General features: G+C 52.0%; 21 protein-coding genes, 1 pseudogene and 1 other annotated feature (1 of these 23 cut by a window edge). Of the genes and pseudogenes, 12 read left to right on the top strand and 10 right to left on the bottom strand.

From position 1 onward, the window contains the following. Positions 1–70, top strand: a sequence feature (Trp leader region) (it extends 25 nt beyond the left edge of the window). Between the two features lie 23 nt (positions 71–93). The 5 genes from HV334_RS11575 to trpA are packed head-to-tail and all read left to right on the top strand — an operon-like array spanning position 94 to position 6,623. After that, on the top strand, positions 94–1,656 hold the full coding sequence (locus HV334_RS11575) for an anthranilate synthase component 1 (RefSeq protein ID WP_181221751.1): 1,563 nt from the start codon (positions 94–96) through the stop codon (positions 1,654–1,656). Beyond that, entirely contained in the window at positions 1,656–3,251 is a 1,596-nt protein-coding gene (gene trpD / locus HV334_RS11570; RefSeq protein WP_003020639.1) for a bifunctional anthranilate synthase glutamate amidotransferase component TrpG/anthranilate phosphoribosyltransferase TrpD, read from the top strand. Before HV334_RS11575 ends, trpD begins: the two co-directional genes overlap by 1 nt. 3 nt (positions 3,252–3,254) lie before the next feature. Then, complete coding sequence (gene trpCF, locus HV334_RS11565) at positions 3,255–4,613, top strand: bifunctional indole-3-glycerol-phosphate synthase TrpC/phosphoribosylanthranilate isomerase TrpF (RefSeq protein ID WP_181221885.1); 1,359 nt, start codon at positions 3,255–3,257, stop codon at positions 4,611–4,613. Positions 4,614–4,623: 10 nt separating this feature from the next. Beyond that, positions 4,624–5,817: a tryptophan synthase subunit beta gene (gene trpB, locus HV334_RS11560; RefSeq protein WP_103766363.1), complete on the top strand. Its 1,194-nt coding sequence runs from the start codon at positions 4,624–4,626 to the stop codon at positions 5,815–5,817. After that, the gene (gene trpA, locus HV334_RS11555; RefSeq protein ID WP_016156657.1) at positions 5,817–6,623 is read left to right on the top strand and encodes a tryptophan synthase subunit alpha; all 807 of its coding nucleotides are present in this window, start codon (positions 5,817–5,819) and stop codon (positions 6,621–6,623) included. The genes trpB and trpA overlap by 1 nt, the downstream gene beginning before the upstream one ends. A gap of 113 nt (positions 6,624–6,736) precedes the next feature. Here the strand turns inward: trpA and tnpA are convergent, their stop codons facing one another. From tnpA to ompW, 4 genes are all read right to left on the bottom strand, one after another. Then, positions 6,737–7,195 carry an IS200/IS605 family transposase gene (tnpA, locus tag HV334_RS11550; RefSeq protein WP_131381019.1) on the bottom strand — a complete coding sequence of 153 codons (459 nt, stop codon included), beginning with the start codon at positions 7,193–7,195 and terminating at the stop codon, positions 6,737–6,739. A 171-nt stretch (positions 7,196–7,366) separates the two neighbouring features. Continuing rightward, complete coding sequence (locus tag HV334_RS11545) at positions 7,367–8,839, bottom strand: GGDEF domain-containing protein (protein ID WP_016153261.1); 1,473 nt, start codon at positions 8,837–8,839, stop codon at positions 7,367–7,369. Between the two features lie 185 nt (positions 8,840–9,024). Then, positions 9,025–9,300 (bottom strand): hypothetical protein, encoded by a 276-nt coding sequence (locus HV334_RS11540; RefSeq protein ID WP_103766364.1) that lies wholly within the window; start codon positions 9,298–9,300, stop codon positions 9,025–9,027. Positions 9,301–9,432: 132 nt separating this feature from the next. Beyond that, positions 9,433–10,071 (bottom strand): outer membrane protein OmpW, encoded by a 639-nt coding sequence (ompW, locus tag HV334_RS11535; protein WP_016153263.1) that lies wholly within the window; start codon positions 10,069–10,071, stop codon positions 9,433–9,435. A 283-nt stretch (positions 10,072–10,354) separates the two neighbouring features. On the opposite strand from ompW, the pseudogene HV334_RS25290 reads away from it, so the two are divergent. The 4 genes and pseudogenes from HV334_RS25290 to yciA all read left to right on the top strand — a co-directional run. Continuing rightward, positions 10,355–10,441 (top strand): annotated as a pseudogene (locus HV334_RS25290) (YkgJ family cysteine cluster protein); the annotation flags it as partial. Between the two features lie 28 nt (positions 10,442–10,469). Further along, positions 10,470–11,213 carry a YciC family protein gene (locus tag HV334_RS11530; protein WP_016153264.1) on the top strand — a complete coding sequence of 248 codons (744 nt, stop codon included), beginning with the start codon at positions 10,470–10,472 and terminating at the stop codon, positions 11,211–11,213. 54 nt (positions 11,214–11,267) lie between these two features. Continuing rightward, positions 11,268–11,807 carry a septation protein A gene (locus HV334_RS11525; RefSeq protein WP_016153265.1) on the top strand — a complete coding sequence of 180 codons (540 nt, stop codon included), beginning with the start codon at positions 11,268–11,270 and terminating at the stop codon, positions 11,805–11,807. A gap of 165 nt (positions 11,808–11,972) precedes the next feature. Beyond that, positions 11,973–12,374 (top strand): acyl-CoA thioester hydrolase YciA, encoded by a 402-nt coding sequence (gene yciA, locus HV334_RS11520; protein WP_016153266.1) that lies wholly within the window; start codon positions 11,973–11,975, stop codon positions 12,372–12,374. Positions 12,375–12,449: 75 nt separating this feature from the next. On the opposite strand, the gene tonB is transcribed toward yciA, so the two are convergent. Next, positions 12,450–13,166, bottom strand: a complete 717-nt coding sequence (tonB, locus tag HV334_RS11515; protein ID WP_181221883.1) for a TonB system transport protein TonB — start codon at positions 13,164–13,166, stop codon at positions 12,450–12,452. Positions 13,167–13,390: 224 nt separating this feature from the next. Between tonB and HV334_RS11510 the strand changes: the two genes are divergently transcribed. After that, on the top strand, positions 13,391–13,687 hold the full coding sequence (locus HV334_RS11510) for a YciI family protein (protein WP_003020675.1): 297 nt from the start codon (positions 13,391–13,393) through the stop codon (positions 13,685–13,687). A 51-nt stretch (positions 13,688–13,738) separates the two neighbouring features. Here HV334_RS11510 and HV334_RS11505 read toward each other — a convergent pair whose 3' ends face one another. After that, positions 13,739–13,912: a YciY family protein gene (locus tag HV334_RS11505; protein ID WP_016153268.1), complete on the bottom strand. Its 174-nt coding sequence runs from the start codon at positions 13,910–13,912 to the stop codon at positions 13,739–13,741. 142 nt (positions 13,913–14,054) lie between these two features. On the opposite strand from HV334_RS11505, the gene cls reads away from it, so the two are divergent. Next, on the top strand, positions 14,055–15,515 hold the full coding sequence (gene cls / locus HV334_RS11500; RefSeq protein ID WP_181221749.1) for a cardiolipin synthase: 1,461 nt from the start codon (positions 14,055–14,057) through the stop codon (positions 15,513–15,515). A 34-nt stretch (positions 15,516–15,549) separates the two neighbouring features. After that, complete coding sequence (locus tag HV334_RS11495) at positions 15,550–15,879, top strand: HI1450 family dsDNA-mimic protein (RefSeq protein WP_003020691.1); 330 nt, start codon at positions 15,550–15,552, stop codon at positions 15,877–15,879. 36 nt (positions 15,880–15,915) lie between these two features. Here HV334_RS11495 and HV334_RS11490 read toward each other — a convergent pair whose 3' ends face one another. Genes HV334_RS11490 through oppC form a run of 4 tightly spaced genes read right to left on the bottom strand, consistent with a single transcriptional unit; the run spans position 15,916 to position 19,733 of the window. Then, entirely contained in the window at positions 15,916–16,752 is an 837-nt protein-coding gene (locus HV334_RS11490) for an ion transporter (protein WP_049269434.1), read from the bottom strand. 46 nt (positions 16,753–16,798) lie between these two features. Continuing rightward, positions 16,799–17,803, bottom strand: a complete 1,005-nt coding sequence (oppF, locus tag HV334_RS11485; RefSeq protein WP_016156729.1) for a murein tripeptide/oligopeptide ABC transporter ATP-binding protein OppF — start codon at positions 17,801–17,803, stop codon at positions 16,799–16,801. Continuing rightward, positions 17,800–18,813: a murein tripeptide/oligopeptide ABC transporter ATP-binding protein OppD gene (oppD, locus tag HV334_RS11480; RefSeq protein ID WP_181221747.1), complete on the bottom strand. Its 1,014-nt coding sequence runs from the start codon at positions 18,811–18,813 to the stop codon at positions 17,800–17,802. Before oppD ends, oppF begins: the two co-directional genes overlap by 4 nt. Before the next feature lie 11 nt (positions 18,814–18,824). After that, on the bottom strand, positions 18,825–19,733 hold the full coding sequence (gene oppC / locus HV334_RS11475; RefSeq protein WP_003020701.1) for an oligopeptide ABC transporter permease OppC: 909 nt from the start codon (positions 19,731–19,733) through the stop codon (positions 18,825–18,827). Positions 19,734–19,739 lie beyond the last annotated feature (6 nt).

The raw sequence follows: 19,739 nt of genomic DNA, 5'->3' as shown, positions 1-19,739 counted from the left end.
TTCGGGCAGTGTCTTACGTCTGCAATATGCAACCAGATACCCGGCCCGCCAAATGAGCGGGCTTTTTTTTGAACAAAATTAATGAGAATAACGATGCAAACACAAAAACCGACACTCGAACTGCTTGCCTGCGATGCCGCCTACCGTGAAAATCCGACGGCGCTGTTTCATCAGGTGTGTGGCGCACGTCCGGCAACGCTGCTGCTGGAATCTGCCGATATCGACAGCAAAGACGATCTGAAGAGCCTGCTGCTGGTCGACAGCGCATTACGCATTACCGCCATCGGTGACACTGTCACCATTCAGGCATTATCCGCTAACGGCGCATCGCTGCTGCCGCTGCTGGATGCTGCCTTGCCAGCGGGTGTTGAGAACACACAACAGCCGAATGGTCGCCATCTGCGATTCCCTGCCGTTAGCCCGCTGCTGGATGAAGATGCCCGCTTATGTTCCCTGTCCGTATTTGATGCCTTCCGTTTATTGCAGGAGCTGGTTAATGTTCCTGCGCAAGAACGTGAAGCGATGTTCTTCGGCGGTCTGTTTTCCTACGACCTGGTTGCCGGTTTTGAAGATTTACCTCAGCTTGAAGCGGGCAACCGTTGCCCTGACTACTGCTTCTATCTGGCAGAAACGCTCATGGTCATCGACCATCAGAAGAAAAGCACCCGCATTCAGGCCAGCATATTTACCCCCAGCGATGCAGAAAAACAGCGTCTTAATGCCCGTCTGGCGCAACTGAGCCAGCAGCTTACCGAACCTGCGCCGCCGCTGCCCGTCACTGAAGTCCCGCACATGCGCTGCGAATGCAATCAGAGCGATGAAGAGTTTGCCGCCGTGGTTCGTGGTATGCAAAAAGCCATTCGCGCTGGCGAAATTTTCCAGGTGGTTCCATCCCGTCGTTTCTCGCTGCCCTGCCCGTCACCGCTGGCGGCCTACTATGTGCTGAAGAAAAGTAACCCCAGCCCGTACATGTTTTTTATGCAGGACAACGATTTCACCCTGTTCGGCGCCTCTCCGGAAAGCTCGCTGAAATACGATGCCACCAGCCGGCAGATTGAAATCTATCCGATTGCCGGGACCCGCCCACGCGGTCGTCGTGCGGACGGTTCGCTGGACCGCGATCTCGACAGCCGTATTGAGCTGGAGATGCGTACCGATCATAAAGAGCTTTCCGAGCACCTGATGCTGGTAGACCTGGCGCGTAACGACCTGGCGCGCATCTGCACGCCCGGCAGCCGCTACGTTGCTGACCTCACCAAAGTGGATCGTTATTCCTTCGTTATGCACCTGGTTTCCCGCGTAGTCGGCGAGCTGCGTAGCGATCTGGATGTGCTGCATGCTTACCGCGCCTGTATGAACATGGGTACGCTAAGCGGAGCGCCGAAAGTTCGCGCCATGCAGCTTATCGCCGAGGCCGAAGGCCGTCGTCGCGGCAGCTATGGCGGTGCAGTAGGTTACTTCACGGCCCATGGCGATCTGGATACCTGTATTGTGATTCGTTCCGCCCTCGTGGAAGACGGTATTGCCACCGTTCAGGCTGGCGCCGGAATTGTTCTGGATTCCGTTGGGCAGTCAGAAGCCGATGAAACCCGTAATAAAGCGCGTGCGGTTCTGCGTGCTATCGCCACCGCACACCACGCACAGGAGACCTTCTAATGGCTGACATTCTGCTGCTCGATAATATCGACTCTTTTACCTATAACCTGGCAGATCAGCTGCGTACTAACGGTCATAACGTGGTGATTTACCGCAACCATATTCCGGCCCAGACATTAATAGACCGCTTAGCGACCATGAAAAATCCGGTGCTGATGCTCTCTCCAGGTCCAGGTGCGCCAAGCGAAGCGGGCTGCATGCCGGAGCTGTTAACCCGCCTGCGCGGCAAGCTGCCAATCATCGGCATTTGTCTGGGGCATCAGGCCATTGTCGAGGCCTATGGTGGATACGTGGGACAGGCTGGGGAAATCCTGCACGGCAAAGCGTCCAGCATTGAACACGACGGTCAGGCAATGTTCGCCGGTCTGGCAAATCCGCTGCCGGTGGCGCGCTATCACTCGCTGGTTGGCAGCAACGTTCCGGCCGGATTGACCATCAACGCCCACTTTAACGGCATGGTGATGGCGGTACGTCACGATACCGATCGCGTATGTGGCTTCCAGTTCCATCCAGAATCTATTCTGACCACCCAGGGCGCACGTCTGCTGGAGCAAACGCTGGCCTGGGCGCAACAGAAACTCGAACAGACCAATACCCTGCAACCTATTCTGGAGAAACTGTATCAGGCCCAGACGCTGTCTCAGCAGGAAAGCCACCAACTGTTCTCCGCCGTGGTACGCGGTGAACTGAAGCCGGAACAACTGGCTGCGGCGCTGGTGAGCATGAAAATTCGTGGCGAGCACCCGAATGAAATTGCCGGTGCGGCAACCGCGCTGCTGGAAAACGCCGCCCCGTTCCCGCGACCTGATTATCTGTTTGCCGATATTGTCGGTACCGGCGGTGATGGCAGCAACAGTATCAATATTTCCACCGCCAGCGCCTTTGTGGCGGCCGCTTGCGGACTGAAAGTCGCCAAACACGGCAACCGCAGCGTCTCCAGCAAGTCGGGCTCTTCGGATCTGTTAGCGGCTTTTGGCATCAATCTGGATATGAACGCCGATAAATCCCGTCAGGCACTTGACGACCTCGGTGTGTGTTTCTTGTTTGCGCCGAAATACCACACCGGTTTTCGCCATGCTATGCCGGTACGCCAACAGTTGAAAACCCGTACGCTTTTTAACGTCCTCGGCCCGTTGATTAACCCGGCACATCCGCCGCTGGCGCTGATCGGCGTTTACAGTCCGGAACTGGTGCTGCCGATTGCCGAAACGCTGCGCGTGTTGGGGTATCAGCGGGCAGCCGTGGTGCACAGCGGAGGCATGGATGAAGTTTCCCTGCATGCACCGACCATTGTGGCAGAGTTGCATGATGGCGAAATCAAGAGCTATCAACTGACGGCGGAAGACTTTGGCCTGACGCCTTACCACCAGGAACAGCTGGCTGGCGGCACGCCGGAAGAAAACCGTGACATTCTTAGTCGCTTGTTACAAGGTAAAGGTGAAGCCGCTCATGAAGCTGCTGTTGCCGCGAATGTCGCCATGTTAATGCGCCTGCACGGTGAAGAAGATTTAAAAGCCAATGCGCAAACCGTGATTAATGTACTGCGCAGCGGCGCGGCCTATGACCGTGTCACTGCACTGGCAGCAAGAGGGTAAATGATGCAAACCGTTTTAGCGAAAATTGTCGCAGACAAGGCGATTTGGGTAGAAGCCCGCAAACAGCAACAACCGCTGGCCAGCTTTCAGAATGATGTTCAACCCAGCTCTCGTGATTTCTACGATGCGCTGCAAGGTGCACGCACCGCCTTTATTCTGGAGTGCAAAAAAGCGTCTCCGTCAAAAGGCGTGATCCGTGATGACTTCGACCCGGCACAGATTGCGGGCGTATATAAACAATATGCTTCCGCGATTTCCGTACTGACCGATGAGAAATATTTCCAGGGGAGCTTTGATTTCCTGCCCATCGTCAGCCGCATCGCACCGCAACCGATTCTGTGTAAGGACTTTATTATCGATCCTTACCAGATTTACCTGGCGCGCTTCTATCAGGCGGACGCCTGTCTGCTGATGCTGTCGGTGCTTGATGATGAGCAATATCGTCAACTCGCCGCCGTCGCCCACAGTTTGAAAATGGGCGTACTGACCGAAGTCAGTAACGATGAAGAGCTGGAGCGTGCTATCGCACTGGGTGCCAAAGTGGTCGGTATCAACAACCGTGACTTACGCGACCTGTCGATTGATCTGAATCGCACCCGCCAACTGGCGCCGCGACTGGGTCATGGCGTAACCGTCATCAGCGAGTCCGGTATCAATACCTATGGTCAAGTGCGAGAACTCAGCCACTTCGCCAACGGTTTTCTGATTGGCTCTGCGTTGATGTCGCATGATGATCTGCATGGTGCCGTGCGTCGCGTTCTGCTCGGCGAAAATAAAGTCTGCGGTTTAACCCGGGCTCAGGATGCAAACACGGCATACGAAGCGGGTGCCATATACGGCGGGTTGATTTTTGTGTCCACATCGCCACGCGCGGTCAGCGTTGAACTCGCGCGCGAGGTCATGACCGGCGCACCGCTGCAATATGTCGGGGTGTTTCGCAACGCAGAGATTACCGACGTGCGCGAAACAGCGGCGGCTCTGGGGTTAACAGCCGTGCAATTGCATGGTAGCGAAGACCAGACCTATGTTGACGCCCTGCGCGACGCGCTCCCCGAACAGGTGCAAATCTGGAAGGCGTTAAGCGTCAGCGAAACGTTGCCAGCCCGTGATTATCAGCACGTCGATAAATACGTATTCGACAATGGTCAGGGCGGCAGCGGTCAACGCTTCGACTGGTCACTTTTAGGCGGACAATCGCTGGATAACGTTTTACTGGCTGGCGGACTCGGCGCTGATAACTGCGTTGACGCGGCAAAAACCGGCTGTGCCGGTCTCGATTTCAATTCTGGCGTAGAGTCACAGCCGGGCATCAAGGATGCACGTCTTTTGGCTTCGGTCTTTCAGACGCTGCGCGCATATTAAGGAAAAGGACATGACAACATTACTCAATCCGTATTTTGGTGAATTTGGCGGTATGTATGTGCCACAGATTCTGATGCCTGCCCTGCGCCAGCTGGAAGAAGCTTTTGTCAGCGCGCAAAAGGATCCTGAATTTCAGGCGCAGTTTACAGACCTGCTGAAAAACTATGCTGGTCGTCCAACTGCCCTGACCAAATGCCAGAACATTACTCAAGGCACCCACACTACGCTGTATCTCAAACGTGAAGATTTGCTGCACGGCGGCGCGCACAAAACCAACCAGGTGTTGGGCCAGGCGTTGTTGGCGAAGCGTATGGGGAAAACGGAGATCATCGCCGAAACCGGCGCGGGCCAGCACGGTGTTGCATCAGCTCTCGCCAGCGCACTGCTGGGGCTGAAATGCCGTATTTATATGGGTGCAAAAGACGTTGAACGCCAGTCGCCAAACGTTTTCCGTATGCGTCTGATGGGGGCTGAAGTTATCCCGGTTCACAGTGGTTCTGCAACGCTGAAAGATGCCTGTAACGAAGCGCTGCGCGACTGGTCTGGCAGCTACGATACCGCGCACTATATGCTCGGTACGGCGGCGGGTCCACATCCCTTCCCGACCATTGTTCGTGAATTTCAGCGCATGATCGGCGAGGAAACTAAAGCGCAGATCCTTGAAAAAGAAGGTCGCCTGCCGGACGCGGTTATCGCCTGCGTGGGCGGCGGTTCTAACGCCATCGGTATGTTCGCGGACTTTATTAATGAAACCAGCGTCGGTCTGATTGGCGTCGAGCCTGGCGGTCATGGGATTGAGTCAGGGGAGCATGGCGCACCGTTGAAGCATGGTCGTGTCGGGATTTACTTCGGCATGAAGTCCCCGATGATGCAGACCGAAGAAGGACAGATTGAAGAGTCTTACTCTATTTCCGCGGGGCTGGATTTCCCGTCTGTCGGGCCGCAGCATGCGTATCTGAACAGCATTGGTCGCGCCGATTATGTTTCGATCACCGACGACGAAGCGCTTGAGGCCTTCAAAACGCTGTGTCTGCACGAGGGGATTATTCCGGCGCTGGAGTCCTCCCATGCCCTGGCACACGCATTGAAAATGATGCGTGAAAACCCGGAAAAAGAGCAGTTACTGGTGGTTAATCTCTCCGGTCGCGGCGACAAAGACATTTTCACCGTACACGATATTCTGAAAGCGCGAGGGGAAATCTGATGGAACGTTACGAAAACCTGTTTGCACAGCTGAAGGACCGCAAAGAAGGTGCTTTTGTCCCCTTCGTAACTCTGGGCGATCCGTCTGTTGAGCAGTCACTGAAAATCATTGATACGCTGATTGAAGCCGGTGCCGATGCCCTTGAGCTCGGTATTCCGTTCTCCGATCCGCTGGCTGACGGTCCAACCATTCAGGAAGCCACCCTGCGTGCGTTTGCCGCCGGCGTCACACCGTCGCAATGCTTTGAAATGCTGGCGCTGATTCGCCAGAAGCACCCTACGATTCCCATTGGCTTGCTGATGTATGCCAACCTGGTGTTTAGCAAAGGCATTGACGAGTTTTACGCCCAGTGTGAAAAAGTGGGCGTGGATTCCGTTTTAGTAGCCGATGTTCCCGTTGAGGAGTCCGCGCCATTCAGAGCTGCGGCGCTCCGCCACAACATTGCGCCAATTTTTATCTGCCCACCGAACGCTGATGAAGAACTGCTGCGCCAGATAGCCTCTCATGGCCGCGGCTATACCTATTTGCTTTCGCGTGCGGGCGTGACCGGTGCAGAAAATCGAGCGGCGTTACCGCTGCATCACCTGGTCGAAAAGTTGAAAGCATATGATGCTCCACCTTCTTTACAGGGGTTTGGTATCTCTGCGCCTGAACAGGTAACCGGCGCGATTGACGCTGGCGCTGCTGGCGCTATTTCCGGCTCGGCAATTGTGAAAATCATTGAGAAAAATGTTGCGGCACCGGAACAGATGCTGGCTGAGCTGAAAGCTTTTGTCAGCGCGATGAAAGCCGCCACACGGCAGTAAGCTAAATAAATATCCTCCGGCATAGCCGGAGGTTTTTCGGATGCGCCTATAAGGCTCTGTTACCAGCCGCGCCCTAACAGGCGCATACGATCTGACATTTGCATCAGACTTCGTTACTTACGGCCCGTAAACGGGCTACCCGGATAAGCGATCGATAACTGCTCACCCATTTTATCTTCTGCAAGCTGGTGCTTTATGTATTCCTGTATCTTCACCGTGTTCTTACCCACCGTATCTACGTAGTATCCCCGGCACCAGAACTCTCTATTCCTGTACTTGAATTTCATATCCCCAAACTGTTCATACAGCATCAGACTGCTTTTCCCTTTCAGATACCCCATAAAGCCGGATACGCTCATTTTGGGTGGGATTTCCACAAGCATATGGATATGATCCGCACAGCATTCCGCTTCCAGGATCCGCACGTTTTTCCACTCACACAGCTTTCTTAAAATGCTGCCTATCGCCCTGCGTTTCTCCCCGTAGAATGCTTGTCTTCGGTATTTGGGCGCAAAAACTATGTGATATTTACAGTTCCATCGGGTGTGCGCTAAGCTCTTTTCGTCCCCCATTGGGACCCCCTTTTGATTTCTTGTTAAACATTTGCAGTTGCCAGACCGCAATGTGTTTTAACAAATCAAAAGGGGTTTTAATAACTGGCCCAAAGCTGAAAGCTTTCCGGAACCCCCAGCCTAGCTGGGGGTTTTCTGTGCACAATCAACCGCCAGAGACTTCTGGCGGTTTTACGCTTCTTTCGTGTGCTTCATTTTATACATGGCGCTATCTGCATTCTGAATAGCCACATCCAGTTCACCGTTCACCTCTGCAATCCCCCACGATACTGACAATGGCACAGTATGACCGTCCACTACAAACACATGGCTGGTCACCTGCCCGCTGATACGTTGAGCGATTGCGATGGCATCAGTTGCCTGCGAGCGAAACAGCAGGATCATAAATTCATCCCCGCCGGTACGAATCACAATATCGTGGCTGGTGCGGGTGTTTGATAACATCCTGTTGGCGATAATTTGCAGCGCACGATCGCCTGCCGCGTGACCCCAGGTATCATTGACGGCCTTGAACTTATTGCAGTCCAGTAGCACCACCGAACAGTGGGATAAATCACGGCGCTTGATGATGTCGAGTATTCGGCGATTAAAGCAACCGGTCAGGGTGTCTATATAAACCTTCAGGTCGCTTTCGTTCAGCCATGATTTTAGCGAGAAACTAATCATGATGAAAAAGAACGGCGCCAGCAGGATCACGATCCCGGCATGGGTATCGCGCGTCATAAAACGGCCTAATGAAAGCGAATAGTGCAGCGCATATTTCTCCGAAAAATTGCGCACTAAAAAACGGGATTGACCTGTACATTTACCGGATAAACAAAGACTTTCATTGTTGGTCAAATTTACCAATTCCACATTCAACTCTGGTGGGAGCTGGTAGTCAAATGCTTGAGCCAACGCTTCCTGCAATTCGGGCTTTGAATGGTCATAAACCAGATAGGCCACGATTTGGTCTGATATCTCTTTGCCAGACAGATCGTAGATATAGCTCACCACGCTGTAAGCTTTTTCACCGGTAATTTTATCGGTATAGAAGTTCGTTGAACTAAGGGCTTTGTTTTTGACGTTTTTTTGCAACAGTCGGGTATAGAAATCGACCGGCGGATAGAAAAAGTTGGTGAGATCCCGCGCCATTTCAGAATTTGAGAAACTGAAGTTGCGCGAATCGGAAGCCATAAACCAGTAAAAATAATCTGAATTTTTGGCGATAATATAACGATGTGCATCGAAGCTGCCCGGATTTAGCTCATTAACCATACCACGAATAAATTCCGCCGCCGTATACATACACAGCGCGTTGTGGCTGGCTTGCTGGGCAATAATTGTCCCCGTTACCGAATGCAGACGCTTTGGGTCGGCGTTAATTCCCCATTCAATCTCATTGCGGGGAACAAATTGTGAAATATCGCCACATTGCTCACCCGATTTAATATGGTGATAGCGCTCACCAATCGCATCGGCGATCAGCTCATTATCGTTAAAAATGTCCATCATGCGCGCTTGCATGCGGTTAACACCGTCACTGACTGCAGCCATCCGCTGCTCATAAATTATAAACAGAAACAACGACGTAAATATCAACGTAATGAGCCCTGATACCAGCAGTGCCTGCCTGTTTCTGAGCTTGTCCTGCACAATCTTCACGAGTTCACCCTGATAGTTAACATATTGCCAAACCGGTTACCCGTTTATGTCGTTGCATAACTGCGCTGTACGTTGATTGAGAATGTTAACCGTCCCTAAGCTGATGCCTTAGAAGCCCGCCGTTGTGTGCGCTAAAGTTACAGACTTATACAATAAAAGCACATTTTTGTTAACATAAATGCAAACTAATCATCACCCTCAATCGGAAACCCCGCCCGACGAATGGCCTCACGACAATCGCTCACGCCTGCGGCATAGCCCGCTTCAATCTCACAAACAGGACTGGCGCTGCAATAAGGTAGTTTAACCGGAGTCGCAATGCGTTTCTCCAGCACTTCAATTTTATCCATAAAATTCAATAAGTCACGCGCGGCACTCACGGCGAACTCTGCCGTTTCATCTCCGGTGAATGGTTCCAAAAGTGTGATTTTTTGTTGTAGCAGGAGTCGAGTCAACATCATCGTCAATGCCCTCAAAGCCAGTTTGCTTAAAGAGTAGCATTACATCGACGGGGAGAAAGGCAGGAAGAAATAAACTGGTAATAAAAAAGCTGACCGTGGAACGATCAGCTTTTCAGTATGTTAATCACGGACTTAGAAGCGATAACCCGCGGAGAACATAAACACCCACGGATCGAGGCGGACGCTGTCATGCTGCTGCGCGCCAGCCAGTTTGTAGCTCGCGGTGGTGTCGATATCCATGTACCAGACCGACATGTTAATCAGCCAGTCGCGGTTAATCAGATAGTCCATACCCACTTGCCCTGCTGCACCCCAGGAGTCTTTCAGGCTCAGGTCAGATAAACCGGTTTCTTTGCCGTTATTGTTAAAGCCTTCGTCAAAGAAGGTGGTGTAGTTCACACCGACACCAACGTACGGACGCAGTTTGCTGCTGGAATCGCCGAAATACCACTGCGCCATTAAGGTCGGCGGTAAATGGTGAACGGTCGCAATATCACCTGTTGTGGCAGTGCCAATTTTATGGCGGAACGGCGTGGCTGCCAGTAATTCAACACCGATATTGTCGGTTGCCATGTAGGTAAATGTCAGACCCAACTGCGTGTTATTGCTGACATCAAAGCCACCCAGGCTTCCCAGCGTACCACCCGCGCCTTCCGTCGGTCTGACGGTGGCAGAACCTGCACGAATAAAGAATTCTCCGGCCTCATGCGCAAATACGTTACCAGAGAGAAGAGTTGTTAAAGCCACTGCTGCAACTGTTAATTTTTTCATGTCCGCTCCATCGTTATGGTTATAAAAGCGGAACGAATATACCCACATTGGAGTAATAAGTGATCTAACCTGGATCACATTGACTTTGATAATTTAACATTTATTGATCCAGATTAAGTTAGAACTTGCATTCAAAATCCTGGTTAACCTAATTCAGATCAATTTCGATATATTTTCGCCACGCAAGTACCTGACCTCCGTTGCAGAATAGCGATGGTTATTTGTTCGTGATGCGCAGAGAACAACCAACGTTCTTGCATGACGCTGAAGTCATAGTCAAAAATTACCGGGGCTTTACAAAGATATGCTTTTCCATACACTGCGCGATGCTGCCACTGTAGAGTTATCCAGGGTACAATTGCCCACAAATGAACACCTGCAAAACTCAAGGAGAGTGCATGTCTATCACGGCGAAATCCGTTTACCGTGACACGGGAAACTTTTTCCGTAATCAATTCATTACCATCTTGCTGGTATCGTTGTTGTGCGCGTTTATCACAGTGGTGTTAGGGCATGCCTTTTCTCCCACCGACGCACAAATTGCGCAACTCAGTGAAGGCGATCAGTTAACCAGCAGCGTGGGATTGTTCGATCTGGTGCAAAACATGACCCCGGAGCAACAGCAAATTTTGCTACGCGCTTCCGCGGCGTCGACGTTTTCCGGTCTGATTGGTAATGCCATCCTCGCCGGAGGTATTATCCTGATGATTCAGCTGATTTCAGCCGGTCATCGGGTCAGCGCGTTACGCGCCATCGGTGCCAGCGCGCCGGTTTTGCCGAAGCTGTTTATTCTGATTTTTCTGACTACTCTGCTGGTGCAAATCGGTATTATGCTGGTGGTGGTACCCGGTATTCTGCTGGCTATCCTGCTGGCACTTGCACCGGTGATGTTAGTACAGGACAAAATGGGTGTCTTTGCCGCGATGCGCAACAGTATGCGTCTGGCGTGGTCGAATATGCGCCTGGTTGCACCAGCAGTGATCGGTTGGCTGCTGGCAAAAACGTTGTTGTTGCTTTTTGCGCCAAGTTTTGCGGTACTTACGCCAAATGTAGGCGCGGTATTGGCGAATACGCTGAGCAATATGATCTCCGCCGTATTGCTGATCTATTTGTTCCGCCTGTACATGCTAATTCGCCAATAAACCCTGAACGCATTCCGGGCTTGTACCCGGTGCTTTTGATGACGGAATCGAAGAATGAAGCAGTTTCTTGATTTTTTACCGCTGGTTGTCTTTTTTGCTTTTTATAAGCTCTATGACATCTACGCGGCGACCTCGGCGCTGATTGTTGCGACGGCTGTGGTTTTGATTTACAGCTGGGTCCGCTATCGCAAGGTCGAGAAGATGGCATTGATCACTTTTGTTCTGGTAGCCGTGTTCGGTGGCCTGACCATCTTCTTCCACAATGATGAATTCATTAAGTGGAAAGTAACGGTGATTTACGGGCTGTTTGCCGGTGCGCTGCTGGTTAGCCAATGGGTAATGAAAAAGCCGCTGATTCAGCGCATGTTAGGTAAAGAGCTGAGCTTGCCACAGCCGGTTTGGACAAAACTTAACTTCGCCTGGGCCGTCTTCTTTATCCTGTGCGGTCTGGCGAATATCTATATCGCGTTTTGGCTACCGCAGAATATTTGGGTCAACTTTAAAGTGTTCGGCCTGACCGCCCTGACTTTACTATTTACGTTACTGAGCGGAGTCTATATTTACCGCCACCTTCCGCAGGAAGATAAATCGTAATAAATGCTCGCCAGATCTCCGGATCTGGCGAATTTTTATCCCTTCGCGTTCCTTGTTGCCATCAACCTGGCTTACTTCCACCCCGCAGGCCGCATCCCCTCTGTTCTCAGCGCGTAAATTCTAGTAGCATCGCGCCTGTAATCTTTCTCTATAGTCGGTTCTACAATGACAACAACGAATAACACTCCCCAGGGCGAACTGGTTTTACGCACTCTGGCTATGCCTGCCGATACCAACGCAAACGGTGATATTTTTGGCGGCTGGCTGATGTCACAAATGGATATAGGTGGCGCTATTCAGGCCAAAGAGATCGCACATGGTCGCGTGGTCACGGTGCGGGTTGAAGGAATGAGCTTTTTGCGCCCGGTTGCCGTGGGCGATGTGGTTTGTTGCTATGCACGCTGCGTGAAACGCGGGACGACCTCGATCAGCATTAATATTGAAGTCTGGGTGAAGAAAGTCGCTTCAGAACCTATCGGCCAGCGCTATAAAGCTACCGAAGCCCTGTTTATCTACGTTGCCGTTGATAAAGACGGTAAACCGCGGCCGATTCCCTCCCTGGCCTGATAGCACGCGCAAGCATCGCCATCCGGCAATCATTCTGCCGGATTTGGCGGCGTAACGCCAAATCCGGCCTGATGCTTACTCGATCTGTGTTGTGCCGTTCAGGCGGAAAACAATATTCACCACCAGCCCGGAACCAGGCTTACCGGCTTCATAACGCCATCTGCGCATCGCATTTTTCACTTCACGCTCAAACATATTCGCAGGCTGTGCGGACAGAACTTCCACATTTTCAACCCGGCCATCCGAGGTCACGTCAAATTTGACCTTCACACGGCCTTCAATGCGCAACGCCTGTGCACGTGCCGGATATTGAGGCTGATTACGACTTAAGGCTCGCGGACCAGATGGTGCACTCACCGCCGGTTTAGTGGTTGCCGGAGCGGTACTGGTTGTTGGACGCGCAGGCGCCGTATTTTCAAACGGGGACGCCGGACGAGGCTCTGCTGGTTTAACATCACGCTTCGGCTGCTCTTCCAACTTTTTCACCGGTTTTGGCTTCGGCTTAGGTTTGGGCTTCGGTTTCTCAATCACTACCGGCGCTTCTTTTGGCGGTTCGGGGATCGGTTCTGGCTCCGGTTCAGGCTCGACGACAGGTTCCGGCGGCGGCTGAACGGCCTGAGGCGGTTCAAGATCGGCAGGCGCAACCATCGTAACGGAGATCGGCTGCGCTGGCGCAGGCAGTTCAATAACCTGATGTACCGAGGTATACAGCAAACCTGCCACTACAGCACCATGAATGCCGACAGAAAGTAACGTAGGCCAGGGAAAGCGACGAGGTAAATCAAGGGTCATTGAAGTCATAATCGTTTCAGTAAAAAAACCAGGCCCTGATTTTAAATGCAAATAGCAATCATATTCAATAAGACCGTGAAGCTAACTGGCATTTAAAACGCGATTTTATGATAAAAAACCATTTTCAAAGTATGGCCTTAACATATTAGTTATCTTTCCGTTGCAGTTACCAGGCCTTTCCAATAACGTAAATATGACCTTTTACCGTTCAAGGAGCTCTACCCGTGCTGTACGTTATTTACGCTCAAGATATCGCAGACTCTCTCGAAAAACGTCTTTCCGTACGCCCTGCTCATCTGGCTCGTCTGCAACTCCTTCATGACGAAGGCCGTTTGCTCACGGCGGGTCCCATGCCAGCGGTTGACAGTAACGATCCGGGCGCCGCAGGCTTTACCGGCTCAACGGTGATCGCAGAATTTGAATCTTTAGAAGCCGCGCAGGCGTGGGCGGAAGCCGATCCCTACGTAGCGGCAGGTGTTTATGCGCAGGTTTCAGTAAAACCGTACAAAAAGGTTTTTTAAAAACAAAACGAAAAGCAGACATTGGGCACCGACAGCGGTGCCCTTTTGAGATCAGATGTTGTGGATCGCAAACAGCAACGAGTTACGTTGATGGTTGAGAATACACTTTCTGATGGTATGGATACGCATATTACGGCGCGATTGTCCTTCAAGCCAACGTGCTTTACGGCGGCTAGCCTGACGCAGCATCCGCCAGCGTCCCACTTCCGTTCTACTACGCTTCATGTTTACTACTCTTTCAGTCACTGAGCGGCCATTATAACGCCACACCGAATGCAGACCAGTGGTTTTCCCGTGTTTTTATTTGCCAGATTAATCCTGATGCGTAAACTCTTAACAATACGCTTTCAAAAGGATTTTTAAATTTATGACAACCTTCTACACCGTGGTGAGTTGGCTGGTCATTCTGGGTTACTGGGTACTCATTGCTGGCGTAACATTACGCATTCTAATGAAACGACGCGCAGTGCCCTCCGCAATGGCCTGGCTTTTGATCATCTATATTCTGCCATTGGTAGGGATCATTGCTTATCTGTCCTTCGGTGAGCTCCACCTTGGTAAACGTCGCGCCGAACGCGCCCGGGCAATGTGGCCGTCAACGGCCAAGTGGCTGAACGATCTAAAAGCCTGTGAGCATATTTTTGCGCAGGAAAACAGCAGCGTCGCGTCATCCTTATTTAAGCTGTGCGAGCGTCGTCAGGGAATCGCTGGCGTTAAAGGGAATCAACTGCAGTTGCTCACCAGTTCAGAGGACGTGATGCAGGCATTGATCCGTGATATTCAACTGGCGCGTCACAACATCGAGATGGTGTTCTACATCTGGCAACCAGGCGGTATGGCCGATCAGGTCGCCGAGTCATTAATGGCTGCCGCAAGGCGTGGAATTCACTGCCGCCTGATGCTGGACTCCGCGGGTAGCGTGGCGTTCTTTCGCAGCCCATGGGCGGCGATGATGCGTAACGCGGGTATCGAGGTTGTTGAAGCGCTGAAAGTAAACCTGATGCGTGTATTTTTACGCCGTATGGACCTGCGTCAGCACCGCAAAATGATCATGATCGATAACTATATTGCTTATACCGGCAGCATGAACATGGTCGATCCCCGTTTCTTCAAACAAGATGCAGGCGTCGGGCAATGGGTGGATTTGATGGCGAGAATGGAAGGCCCGGTAGCCACCGCTATGGGCATTGTCTATTCCTGCGACTGGGAAATTGAGACCGGCAAGCGCATTCTGCCCCCGCCGCCAGACGTCAATATCATGCCGTTTGAGCAGGCCAGCGGCCACACCATTCACACAATCGCTTCGGGACCTGGTTTCCCTGAAGATTTGATTCATCAGGCGCTGTTAACCGCAGCTTATTCGGCGCGTGAATATTTAATTATGACCACGCCCTACTTCGTTCCCAGCGACGATCTGCTGCACGCGATCTGTACAGCGGCGCAGCGCGGGGTCGACGTCAGTATTATTCTTCCACGCAAGAATGATTCCCTGCTGGTTGGCTGGGCAAGCCGGGCCTTTTTCACTGAGTTGCTGGCGGCTGGCGTTAAAATCTATCAGTTCGAAGGTGGCTTACTGCACACCAAGAGCGTACTGGTCGATGGCGAGCTGAGCCTGGTCGGTACCGTTAACCTGGATATGCGCAGTCTGTGGCTCAATTTTGAAATCACGCTGGTCATTGATGATGCCGGATTCGGTGGCGATCTCGCGGCAGTACAGGATGATTATATTTCGCGTTCTCGTCTGCTTGATGCCCGTTTGTGGGTAAAACGACCACTCTGGCAGCGGATCGCTGAGCGACTGTTTTACTTCTTTAGTCCGTTGCTGTAAAACGTGCCCATCAGACAGTAAACAGGTAGTCATTATGGATATGGATTTGAACAATCGCCTGACTGAAGACGAAACGCTTGAGCAGGCTTACGATATTTTTCTCGAACTGGCTGCGGACAACCTGGATCCAGCCGACATCATTCTGTTTAATTTACAGTTTGAAGAGCGCGGTGGTGCCGAGTTATTCGACCCGGCAGAAGACTGGCAGGAGCATGTTGATTTTGACCTGAACCCTGACTTCTTTGCCGAAGTGGTGATTGGTCTGGCAGATACAGAAGACGGCGAGATTAACGATATTTTTGCGCGCGTTTTATTATGTCGCGAAAAAGATCACAAACTCTGCCATATTCTTTGGCGCGAGTAACAAACAAAAAAGCTGCTCTCGCAGCTTTTTTCATTTTTATCCCGGCAGTTTACTTCCGCAGCGGTTACAAAACTGCGCACTATGTTCATGCTGCGCCTGCTGACACTGCGGGCATCTACGCTGATACCCTCGCTGTTGGAACGCACTGCTCATGTGTGTGGTTATCAATCCGGTCGGTATCGCAATCACAGAGTATCCAATCAGGATAAGCACTGACGCCACCATGCGTCCCAACGGCGTGTGCGGTGTAATGTCACCGTAGCCGACAGTGGTGACCGTAACAATTGCCCAATACACAGACGCATTCAGCGTAGTAAAGCCATATTTGGGCCCTTCTATCAGATACATCATCGCGCCGAAAACAACCATCAGAATGGCAATAAAGGAATAGAACAACATCAGTTGATGACGGGCGCTTTTTAACGCATTCCAGAACACTCGCAGAGAAGGCATAAAACGCAGCAGCTTGAGAATACGCAAGACGCGCAGGACACGCATCGCTCGCCAGGCGAAGACATAGCTCAAACTGATTTCAGGCCATAGCCACATCACGTACAGCGGTAGAATGGTGGCCAGATCGATAATCCCCCAGAAGCTAAACACATATTTAGCGGGATTGGCCCAGCTGCATAAGCGAAGAAAATATTCGAGGGTAAAGACCAGAGTAATAAAGATCTCCAGCCAGACAAAAATGCGCCATTCCTCAAAGGTTAAATGGTATTGCGTCCCGACGCCTGACTCAATGAAGATAACAATAACGCTGAGCAAGGCGAACAGCGCACACATACCTTCAAAGCGACGCCCTGAACGGGTGTTTAAATCGAATAATTTGCGATAGAGCGCGCGGCGGACAGAAGAGACTAAACCTGACACATATACCTCACCAAAAAGAAGGGCTGACCTTTGTCAGCCCTCAGGATTATAGCGGGTCTACTTTCAGGCAGGAAACTGCGTGACGGAAACTTCCTTCGAGAACCGGGCGGGTTTTTGCGCATTCCGGTCCGGCAATCGGGCAGCGCGTACGGAACACGCAGCCGGAAGGAGGATTAATCGGCGACGGCAATTCGCCTTCCAGCAACTGGATAACCTTGTTCCTTTCCTGATCCGGGTCGGGAATCGGCACTGCAGACATCAACGCTTTAGTATAAGGGTGCAGCGGATTATGGTACACCTCATCATAAGTCCCTAATTCCACCGCGTGTCCGAGATACATGACCAGCACGCGATCGGAGATATGTTTCACCACCGCCAGGTCGTGAGCAATGAAGATTAACGATAATCCCATTTCACGCTGGAGCTGTTGTAACAGGTTCACCACCTGGGCCTGAATGGATACGTCCAGCGCCGAAACCGGTTCATCGCAAATAATCAGCTTCGGCTCGAGGATCAGCGCCCGGGCAATACCAATACGCTGACACTGACCGCCGGAAAACTCATGCGGGTAGCGGTTAATCAGATTTGGCAGCAACCCCACCTTCATCATCATCGCCTTCACACGGTCGCGGACTTCCTGACCAGACAGGTTCGGATGATAAGTCCGCAGCGGTTCGGCAATGATTTCACCGATGGTCATGCGCGGGTTCAGTGATGCCAGCGGATCCTGGAAAATCATCTGAATATCGCTACGCACTTCCCGCCACTCATCGGGTTTCATGCCCAGCAAATCTTTACCCAGCCAGGCGACTTTTCCATCGGTGGCTTTCACCAGGCCAATAATCGCACGGGCAAAAGTCGATTTTCCACAGCCTGATTCGCCGACCACGCCCAGGGTTTCACCTTCATACAGTCGCAGAGTCACGCCATCAACCGCTTTCAGGGTTTTAGACGGCTGCCAGAACCACTGCTTGCCGTCTTTAATGTCGAAATGGACTTTAAGATCGGCAATTTCAAGGAGCACTTTTCGTTGTTCGGTGACCGCATTCATACCAGTTCCTCCACCGATTTAAAGCAGGCGCGCAGGCGGCCCGGACTAAACTCTTCCAGTGGCGGAGCACTGCTACAGATTTCCATCGCATGCGGGCAACGCGGCTGGAATGGACAACCTTTTGGTAGACGCAACAGGTTCGGCGGGTTGCCCGGGATAGTCAGCATCTCTTCCCCTTCGGCATCCAGACGAGGTACGGCATTTAGCAAACCAATCGAATACGGATGAACGGGCTTATAAAAGACATCTCGTGCACTGCCATATTCCATGGTACGTCCGGCGTACATCACCAAAACTTTATCGCAAATACCGGCAACTACTCCCAGATCGTGGGTGATCATGATAATCGCAGTGTTGAATTCGCTTTTCAGTTCATTCAGCAGGGTCATGATTTGCGCCTGTACCGTAACATCGAGCGCGGTAGTCGGCTCATCGGCTATCAGTAATTTAGGCCTGCACAACAGCGCCATGGCGATCATTACACGCTGACGCATCCCGCCGGAGAATTCATGCGGATACATTTTCATACGCTTACGCGCTTCCGGCATTTTCACCGCATCCAGCATTCTTACCGATTCTTCAAAGGCTTCCGCTTTGCTCATGCCTTTATGCAGCATGAGAACTTCCATCAACTGCTCGCCGACTCGCATGTACGGATTGAGAGAGGTCATCGGGTCCTGGAAAATCATCGAGATTTGCTCGGCGCGCAGTTTGTTCAACTCTCGTTCCGGTAAATTCAGAATTTCACGTCCGTTGAAGGTTGCAGAACCTCCGATACGGCCATTTGCCGCCAGCAGGCCCATCAGGGCAAAGGCCGTTTGCGATTTACCTGAACCGGATTCCCCAACAATACCCAGCGTTTCTCCAGCTCGCAGAGAAAAGTTTAAATCGTTTACCGCAGTCACATCGCCGTCGGGGGTGGCAAACGTCACGCGCAGATCTTTAACGTTCAGCAGTGCGTTAGCCTGTTGTTGCGCGAGCGGCGCGGTTGAGGTTTCAATTACGCTCATGGCTGCACTCCTTAACGGTCTTTCGGGTCGAGGGCATCACGCAGGCCATCGCCAATAAAGTTAAAACAGAACAAAGTGACCACCAGGAATCCTGCCGGGAACAGCAGCAGCCATGGTGAGACTTCCATCGAGTTGGCACCATCACTCAGCAACGCCCCCCAGCTACTTAACGGCTCCTGCGTCCCTAATCCCAAAAAGCTCAGGAAGGATTCAAACAGGATCATGCTGGGCACCAGCAACGAAGCGTACACCACCACCACGCCCAGCACGTTCGGCACAATATGACGGATAACGATGCGCACGGTAGATACCCCACCCACTTGCGCTGCTTCAATAAACTCTTTGCGCTTAAGACTCAGCGTTTGCCCACGCACGATACGCGCCATATCCAGCCAGGATACCATCCCGATAGCGACAAAAATCAGCAGGATATTTTGCCCAAAGAAGGTGACCAGCAGAATCACGAAGAACATGAACGGGAAGGAGTTGAGGATTTCCAGCAGACGCATCATCACCGAGTCGATTTTACCGCCGAGGTAGCCCGACAGAGAACCGTATAGCGTGCCGACAACTACCGCGACCAACGCCGCGGCAATGCCGACCATCAACGAGATGCGACCGCCAATCGCCACACGAACCAGCAGGTCTCGACCTGACGAGTCGGTGCCGAAATAGTGTCCAGATTCTGTATCCGGCGCGCTGGACATCATGCCCCAGTCGGTATCGAAGTAGGTAAACTGCGACAGCATCGGCGCCAGCGTCACAAACAGCGCAATAATCACCAGCACGACCAGGCTTGCTACCGCCGCGCGGTTATGCATAAAGCGTCGACGTGCGTCCTGCCACAGACTGCGGCCCTCGACCTCCAGCTTTTCACTGAAATTCTCCAGCGCTTCGCTGTTTTTCTTACTTAACATCATAGCGAG

It is taken from the genome of Citrobacter sp. RHBSTW-00944 (assembly GCF_013615435.1).
In the GTDB taxonomy this organism is placed as follows: Bacteria; Pseudomonadota; Gammaproteobacteria; order Enterobacterales; family Enterobacteriaceae; genus Citrobacter; species Citrobacter braakii.
This window is presented reverse-complemented; position numbering and strand designations above follow the sequence as displayed.